Origin of the sequence: Piscirickettsia litoralis (assembly GCF_001720395.1) — a bacterium.
GTDB classification, from domain to species: domain Bacteria; phylum Pseudomonadota; class Gammaproteobacteria; order Piscirickettsiales; family Piscirickettsiaceae; genus Piscirickettsia; species Piscirickettsia litoralis.
This window is the reverse complement of the sequence record NZ_MDTU01000001.1, coordinates 460,557-467,794: the sequence shown is the minus strand read 5'-3', so window position 1 is coordinate 467,794 and position 7,238 is coordinate 460,557. Positions and strand designations below refer to the sequence as shown.

The window sequence follows — 7,238 nt, the reverse complement described above, 5'->3', positions numbered from 1 at the left end:
TAAAGAGCGGCCGCACGGATTATATCGGCACAAATATTGAGTCTCCTTCTCGTGATCAAGTAGAAAATATCATTAAGGCACGTTGGTCTATAGAAGTCTATCATCGCGAATTGAAGCAAACGTGTGGTATTGAGTGTTGTCAGGCTCGCACTGGCCGGGCACAAAGAAATCACATTGGTTTAGCGATTTCAACGTGGATTGATAAATACCTGCGTAAAGTGAATGAAAAAATCAGTTTTTATCAACAGGACTGGGAAGTCATTAAAAGCGGTATTAGCCGATCGATGAGAGCGATTTTAACAGCTTAGCCTAAAAGTGCGAAACTTGTGTTTATAATGTAAATCAATCTTTACATGTTATTTTATTGTAAGTTTATTGTTAATCTGATAACATGATAAACAAATAAATCAATGAGAAGTAAACAAAATGCCATTTAATAATGCAAAGATATCCAATTCAATTAGACAAGCAACAAGCTGGCTTGAAGAAAATAAACCAAGTTGGTATAACCCTCTTCATCGGAAACATAATTTTGATAAAGAGTTAAGTGCTTTAAAGACTTTGGAAGATGAAAATATGGGGTGGACATATACAGATAAGGGTGTACAAGAATGTATAAAAGAAACGGGTTATCACAAACACTCTTTTATCTCTTTCTTGCATGATAATGGCGTAGAGATAAAAGACCAGCAAGTTGGTTCAACCGTTTATACAAGTATGGATTCAACTTTGTTCTTTCAAAAAACAACAGAAGAAAGAAAAGCAATATATGATAAGGTGTTGGATTTATAATTCAACTTCATACGAGACATTAGTCCTCATATTATCAAGATCAATAAACGGCTTATCTGAAGTTTTTTAGCAATCGTGCTGGGTGTATTGGTTGAAAAATTACCATGAGTAATAGTAACTTTTATATCGCTGGATATCTTTTCGCCGATAGCGACCAATTGACTGTCAAAGGTTTGTGTTTCATGTATCGCGCCCTAAACGAATTGCAATGGACCGCTTATAAAAGCCATGAGCTTTAAGAGCTTGCTGCATAAAAGGATACGCTGGAATATTGCGCTCAGGTACACCGAACTTGTTAGCTCTTGCTATAGCTACGATTGTGGGTGGGGTTTTCTCACCCTTTTTTGCTCTTCTTTCTCACCACCAAAAAGCTAACCTTTAAGACACTTGCGAGACTCCGAACAAAGTTTTATCTAGAATTTTAGAGGTGGTTTGTGTTTTAAAAGGGGTTTACAATAGCGAGCTATTTAAATTATTACACAGGCTGTTGATGAAATTTTTATATATTCCTTTTAAAGGAAAAGAAGTTGTTACAGCAGAATTTTTTAAGTCTATGCAAGGTGACGATGAAGACGGCATAAATGAAGATTTACTTTTATCTGCTATGACGTGGAAACATTCACATGAAAAGATAAAAAATAAGAACGACATGAAGATAGTATGTCATGGGGAAGAGTCCCTTCCTTTGCAAGCAGTTGATAGCAGCGACGTTATCTATGTATTAGCACATGGAATTAATGGCTCTGTTAATTTAATTGCCAATAGTAATGAGAACCCAGAAGAAACGAATGTCTGCGCAATGAGCATTAAACTGCTAGTTTCTAGATTAAAAGCAGATGGATTACCCAGTGACAGCGCTTGTCGAATAAAGTTGTTTTTTTTGTGGTGATGATGTTATTGCCAAAAAACGGGCTTATTTGTTTTTAAGGCAAATAGGATACACACATAGAAATGTTGCAGTTTGCTATTATGAAGCAAAACTATTAGCGCCAAATACATTAACAAGTAATATGACTCACAAAATGGCATCTGTGAATGGCTTAACAACAGATTTAATTAGGGCATCAGAAACCAGAAAAGAGTTGAAATATGATGAAGTATCGTTTGTAGATTGGAGTATTGACACCTTTAAACATTACATACCTGAATCAGTTAAAGAAATTTCTATTGAAATGCTTGACCTAGTCATAGATAAGCCTATTCAGACATCAGCCATGTTATTTTTTGCTGTAGGGGCCACTTACCTTAGTCAAGGATGGAGCTGTAGTCCCGACTAATTACAGGATATCGTTTGGTCTTTATGCGGAGGGGAACATTGCACGATTTGAATGTGCGAACTTTTCAAAAACAAGAAAATCTGCCTGATGTCGGAGGTCATGGAGACAATCAAACCAGCGCTGAATAGAGCCTTGGCTGAGTGGACGAATCAAGAGAGTGAGCTGCCTGCAGATAATGCAGTTTTAGTAAGCTTGACTGTGCGGTAATCCCTCATGTGATTGACATTTTAGAAGCGCCAGTTAATCCAGACTATAAAATAATTGTTGTTTGCATGGGCGCTCAAATGAGCAAAACCGAAATAGTACTTAATTTTATGAGAGTCAAGCTATTTGCGTGCTAGAATCATGAGCATGATAACAATAGCAATAACCTCTGGGCTTTAGTAAAACGAATGAAGTATGCAGCGTTGACATGGCGACAAGGTGACCCATTATCAAAGCAGTTTGATGATATTTATTATTCATCAGTATCTGGCCTTAAAGAAAGCCAGAGGGTGTTTGTTGAGCAAAGTGATTTGGCTTCGCGCTGGGCGCTTTGTGATGACTCTTTTATTATTGCAGAGACAGGGTTTGGGACTGGGTTAAACTTTTTATTAGTCTGGCAGCTATGGCGTGAAATGATAGGTGTTCAAGAAAAAAAGCAGTTAAACTTTGTCTCCGTCGAGAAATATCCATTAAGGTTTGATGATTTAAAATATGCGCTGGAAAAGTGGCCAAGCTTAGCCAGATATAGTCAAAATTTGCTTTTTTGTTATAAAAACTTAGTGCCTGGTGAAAATAAGCTTAATTTTGATGATGGTCAGGTAAACTTAATTTTATATATTGGTGATATTAATGATTACTTATTGCAGTTAACTCAGCCGGTTGATGCATGGTTTCTGGATGGCTTTGCGCCGAGCAAAAATCCTGAAATGTGGTCAGATTCATTATTTACTGTTATGAGAAACCTAACTGTAAAGGGAGGGAGCTTTGCGACCTTTACGGCAGCGAGCTTTGTGCGTAACGCTTTAATAAAGGCTGGGTTTATCGTTGAGAAAGGGCCTGGATTTGCAGGAAAGCGTGAGATGATGCGGGGCTTTAAAAAAGCATGACAGAAAATAACTATGCACCTTGGAACCGATTAGCCGCAGTGCCGCCATCACGCCAGGTGATTGTGATTGGTGCGGGTATTGCTGGCGTTAGTACAAGTTGGGCATTAGCGAAACAGGGTTTTGAGGTGACACTCGTTGAAAAAGGGCAGCAAGCTGGGCAGCAAGCGTCTGGAAATTCGGCAGGTTTGATGATGCCTGCGTTAGCAACAGACCAAAGTTCGTTCGCAGAATACTTCGTTCAGGCTTATCTCTATAGCTTGGGACATGCGAAAAAATTGGCTAGATCCTACGATTTTAACTTTTCGCAAACAGGAATCATTCAACTCGCTTTTAACAAGCGCCAGCAAAAACGTCAAAAAAACTGGTTAGAATTAAAGAATATTAGTGCCCTGTTAGAGTTTGTCGATAAAGAAAAAATCGCTCGACTTGCTGGCTTAGATTTCTCTTGTTCAGGTGTTTATTTTAAGGATGCCGCTTGGTTGTCTCCAGTGCTTTATGTAAAAGCGCATATAGAAGCTTGCAAAAAGTCAATAAAGTGCTTATTCAGTCGTCATGTCGAGTATTTAAGTTATGAAAATGACGCTTGGCAGCTTTATGATCACAATAATCAACGCATTGCCTCAGCACCTAATGTCGTTCTTGCGAATGCCGCAGATGCAGCGAAGTTACTCGCTAAATTTCCAATGCCCTTGCCTTTATCATTGCGCACTGTGCGTGGGCAGGTCTCGGCATTGGAAAGTAATGAATCTGTTTCATCACTGAAAATGCCAGTGTGCTACGATGGCTATTTAACGCCAATGATTGAAGGGAAAAACTATTTAGGTGCAACCTTTGTTGATGCTGAGTATGCCGAGTGCTTTGTTGAAGATCGACAGCAAAATATACAGCAGCTAAAAAATGTATTGCCAAATTTTAGTATTAATGAAAATGAACAGGAAGATATTTCTCAAGATCGAGCAGCATTGCGTTGCATTGCAACGGATTATTTGCCAGTGATTGGTCCTGTTCCTGATGTTGGGTTTTATCGACAGCATTACTCGCGCTTGATTCAGGATCGGCGTGAGTCACGTTATCCAGCAGCCCAATATTTGCCGGGCCTGTTTATGAATATTGCTCATGGTTCACGTGGCATGGTTTCAGCGCCGTTTGCAGCAGAACTGCTTGCATATGAGATGAGTGTCCACTCATTGGAAATTTCTAAACGCTTACGAGAACATTTACATCCTGGGCGGTTTTTAATCCGGCAGCTTAAAAAAGGGCTCTGATTCACGGGCTGAAACTTGAGGAAGAAGATTTAGTCGATGTGATGAGAGTTTAATCATGAGATTAGTCTATCCACGGTTCTTATTAAAAGTTTTTATCCATCTGTTAAAAGTGAGGTTATTATCCTATTTGCAGTATGATAAACAATCGTATAGTATGAAAGTCAGACAGGGGGTGAATATTACAATAAGGACGGAATATTGAAACAATTTCATAATAAATTTATTCAATTTTTAACGAAGAAAAGTAAGTTTTCCCAGCGGGATGCGAAGACATACCGTCACCAAGTTAAACGCCATGCAAATCATTTAGGTATGGCAAGTAGAGCCACAGTAAATCAACTGAGTGAGTTTGATATTTTTTTCGATAAGAAAACAGCTAGACAGCATCTTGCTGCAGTTTCTAACAAAACTGCTTATAGAGTTTGGGAGGATATTTTATCAGCCCCAAATTTACAGGCGGCAGCAAAAATTTACTCTTTTTGGGTTGACGTTGCTATTTACGCCGGTAAACGGGGTAATCTTGATGTAGAAAGCACAATCTATAACGCTCTAATAGATATACAAGTTGATCGTATATTTAATGCCAAGAAGGATAGTTATCAGTTGTTGCCACAAAGAACACGAGAAACCATGACAGAGCTAGCTCAACGCCATGACCCTAATGGCAACTATCGTCAATTAAGACGTCACTTAAAACAACATCCAGGCGATTTTGGGCCGTTATCTTTACTAGCAAAAGATATCGAGCATTTAAAAGATTTATCAACAGATCACGAAAAGAATACAGTGAACACGCTTATACGCTATCAAAACCAAGCTCGCTCACTAGCCGTTGAAAGAGTGGGACACAAAATCGATATTCGTTGGCTGAGTATATCTGGGAGTCATGAGAAAGAGTACTTTCGGAAACGATCAAGGATACTCAAGCCTGTTAAACATAAAAGTACAAATGGATATACTAAAGTCTCTATCCCCAGGTTTTCCGTAGAGCCTCAATTTAAACAAGAAAGTGGTTTATTCCACAGGCATGCTCGAAGAAAACATGCTGTTGATTTGGGCTCAGGGCTGTTCCATTAAAGAATTATTGAGATATACTAGAAACAGATAGTTTTATCTTAGTTAATTTTGCTTTAATCTGGTTGTTGGCTAAATTAATTCAATTGTAATATCTTTTAAAATCAGGTTTAGCTTATACTAAACCTGATTTTTGTGAGTGTTAGTTTTTTAGTAAGGCTTTTAAATAATTATCAGTAATTTCTTGAATATTAATTTTTTCCAACCCTTGGTTAAAGGCTTTTAATAGTGTTTTGCCTTTTGGATCGTTTCTAAAGCAAATATGCAAGCCAATTCCTTCTGACAATAGCTTACTGTTCACCTTTAAGCTTTTAAATTCAGGGTGTTGAGCCTGTAAATAACGAAAGACATTTTCGTCAATAACTGCAAGGTTAATGCGGCCCTTGAGTACTTTTTTCAGATTGATCAAATCATCTTTTGCAGCTTTGACTTTAAGTTTTTTCTCAGCGGCCATTTTGTCAAATTCAGGCGTGTTTGCGTAGCCAAGCACTGTACCAATTTTTAATTGGCTTAAATCACTTAAACTATTCCACTGAATATTTGCTCCTGATTTTTCAATAAATGCAAGGGGCCCTCGGCCGATTAGGTTTGACTCGAGACCTTGGTGAGCCTTGCAACCATCGGTATATTCTGGAAACACGCCACTAAATTGGCTGCCTGCAGTTGTTCCCTGCTTGACTGCTCGTTTCCATGGAAATATTTTTATATCGACCTGGTAACCTGCTTGCTCAAACGCTTTAGTGACAATGAGGCTGGTAAATCCTAGATCTTTCAGTGACTTCTCCGTATAAGGAGGCCAATTGAGTGTTGTTAGTTTTACTGTTTGAGCGTAGAGTGCGCTGCTAATTAACAGAGTAAAGAGCAACGTTGTGATTTTTAACATTTTACTTCTCCTTAAAAGGCTGTACACACTTGAGGAGCAGAAGTCTATTACACGATGGCTTACAGTATAGTTAAAATTTATTGTTTATGAGGGTAAAATGTTTAGAATTGTAAGAGCTCTTATCACTTTTTTCTTGCCAGGTTGAGTATTTGCTTGTGGGCAAGACTCGCACATTGTTGAATTTGTTCAGCTTTTAATTGTTTGATACCATTACGTTCCAGAAATTGCTGAGTTAGAGTAAGTGCTGAAAAATTAGCTGCTTTGGGGTTGTAGTATTCTGCTTGGATACCATTGAGCGTCCCATGTAGACGCCAGGCTTTATCATTTACTAAAGGAGATGTGATAATAACTTGTGTGTTTCCATCATGGCTTTCTTGGGTTTCCCAGGTGTACAACATAATAACCTCCTCGCCTGTATAGAGTATATGTAAGACAGAAAAATAAACAATATTATTATTTGTTAGGTTCTTAAAATTAGGTTCTATCAGTCTGACGAAATTTATTGTTTGAAGTAAAGAGTGACTTTTGGTAAAAAGTTGCAGCACTCATGGCTATCGTTATGGATTATGGTGTGAATCATGGTAACCCTCCCCGGCAGTAGAAACACTGTAGGATCTAAAACATTTTAAAACTAGAATTTAGGCATCAGAAAGTAGTGCTTCGCCCTTGAGAAGTAAAGTGCTTTGTATTCTTGCTTCTGAATTGAAGCGGTGAAACGTCTTGGTCATGATGCTCTGGGGGCTGAAAACTATTCTGGCCTAATAAAACTGGACACTTCGCAATGAGATAAATATGATTCTCAAACGAGGTGTTTATGAAAGATAAAAAGCAATACAAGCGTTATTCAACGGCGTTT

9 protein-coding genes are annotated in these 7,238 nt (G+C 38.2%); 7 read left to right on the top strand and 2 right to left on the bottom strand.

The window, feature by feature from the left end; translation table 11 throughout:
* The 7 genes from BGC07_RS02215 to BGC07_RS02185 form a co-directional block, all read left to right on the top strand.
* A partial coding sequence (locus tag BGC07_RS02215) for a transposase (RefSeq protein ID WP_158006839.1) occupies positions 1-308 on the top strand: 308 nt, incomplete at its 5' end.
* 118 nt (positions 309-426) lie between these two features.
* Positions 427-792, top strand: a complete 366-nt coding sequence (locus tag BGC07_RS02210) for a hypothetical protein (protein WP_069311790.1) — start codon at positions 427-429, stop codon at positions 790-792.
* 490 nt (positions 793-1,282) lie between these two features.
* Positions 1,283-1,681, top strand: coding sequence for a hypothetical protein (locus tag BGC07_RS02205; RefSeq protein WP_069311789.1), 399 nt, complete (start codon positions 1,283-1,285; stop codon positions 1,679-1,681).
* 28 nt (positions 1,682-1,709) lie between these two features.
* The gene (locus tag BGC07_RS02200) at positions 1,710-2,069 is read left to right on the top strand and encodes a hypothetical protein (protein ID WP_069311788.1); all 360 of its coding nucleotides are present in this window, start codon (positions 1,710-1,712) and stop codon (positions 2,067-2,069) included.
* A 392-nt stretch (positions 2,070-2,461) separates the two neighbouring features.
* Positions 2,462-3,160 (top strand): tRNA (5-methylaminomethyl-2-thiouridine)(34)-methyltransferase MnmD, encoded by a 699-nt coding sequence (mnmD, locus tag BGC07_RS02195; RefSeq protein WP_069311787.1) that lies wholly within the window; start codon positions 2,462-2,464, stop codon positions 3,158-3,160.
* On the top strand, positions 3,157-4,425 hold the full coding sequence (mnmC, locus tag BGC07_RS02190; RefSeq protein ID WP_069311786.1) for an FAD-dependent 5-carboxymethylaminomethyl-2-thiouridine(34) oxidoreductase MnmC: 1,269 nt from the start codon (positions 3,157-3,159) through the stop codon (positions 4,423-4,425). The genes mnmD and mnmC overlap by 4 nt, the downstream gene beginning before the upstream one ends.
* Positions 4,426-4,623: 198 nt before the next feature.
* Positions 4,624-5,502: a RasGEF domain-containing protein gene (locus BGC07_RS02185; protein WP_069311785.1), complete on the top strand. Its 879-nt coding sequence runs from the start codon at positions 4,624-4,626 to the stop codon at positions 5,500-5,502.
* 139 nt (positions 5,503-5,641) lie between these two features.
* Here BGC07_RS02185 and BGC07_RS02180 read toward each other — a convergent pair whose 3' ends face one another.
* Positions 5,642-6,382 (bottom strand): substrate-binding periplasmic protein, encoded by a 741-nt coding sequence (locus BGC07_RS02180; RefSeq protein WP_069311784.1) that lies wholly within the window; start codon positions 6,380-6,382, stop codon positions 5,642-5,644.
* A 122-nt stretch (positions 6,383-6,504) separates the two neighbouring features.
* Positions 6,505-6,780, bottom strand: a complete 276-nt coding sequence (locus BGC07_RS02175) for a hypothetical protein (protein ID WP_069311783.1) — start codon at positions 6,778-6,780, stop codon at positions 6,505-6,507.
* Between the last annotated feature and the right edge of the window lie 458 nt (positions 6,781-7,238).

What these genes read in the sequence shown, in the direction of transcription:
- BGC07_RS02210 (WP_069311790.1), top strand. Translation starts at nt 427, where the DNA reads ATGCCATTTAATAATGCAAAGATATCCAATTCAATTAGACAAGCAACA.
- BGC07_RS02205 (WP_069311789.1), top strand. Translation starts at nt 1,283, where the DNA reads ATGAAATTTTTATATATTCCTTTTAAAGGAAAAGAAGTTGTTACAGCA.
- mnmD (WP_069311787.1), top strand. Translation starts at nt 2,462, where the DNA reads ATGAAGTATGCAGCGTTGACATGGCGACAAGGTGACCCATTATCAAAG.
- mnmC (WP_069311786.1), top strand. Translation starts at nt 3,157, where the DNA reads ATGACAGAAAATAACTATGCACCTTGGAACCGATTAGCCGCAGTGCCG.
- BGC07_RS02180 (WP_069311784.1), bottom strand. Translation starts at nt 6,382, where the DNA reads ATGTTAAAAATCACAACGTTGCTCTTTACTCTGTTAATTAGCAGCGCA.
- BGC07_RS02175 (WP_069311783.1), bottom strand. Translation starts at nt 6,780, where the DNA reads ATGTTGTACACCTGGGAAACCCAAGAAAGCCATGATGGAAACACACAA.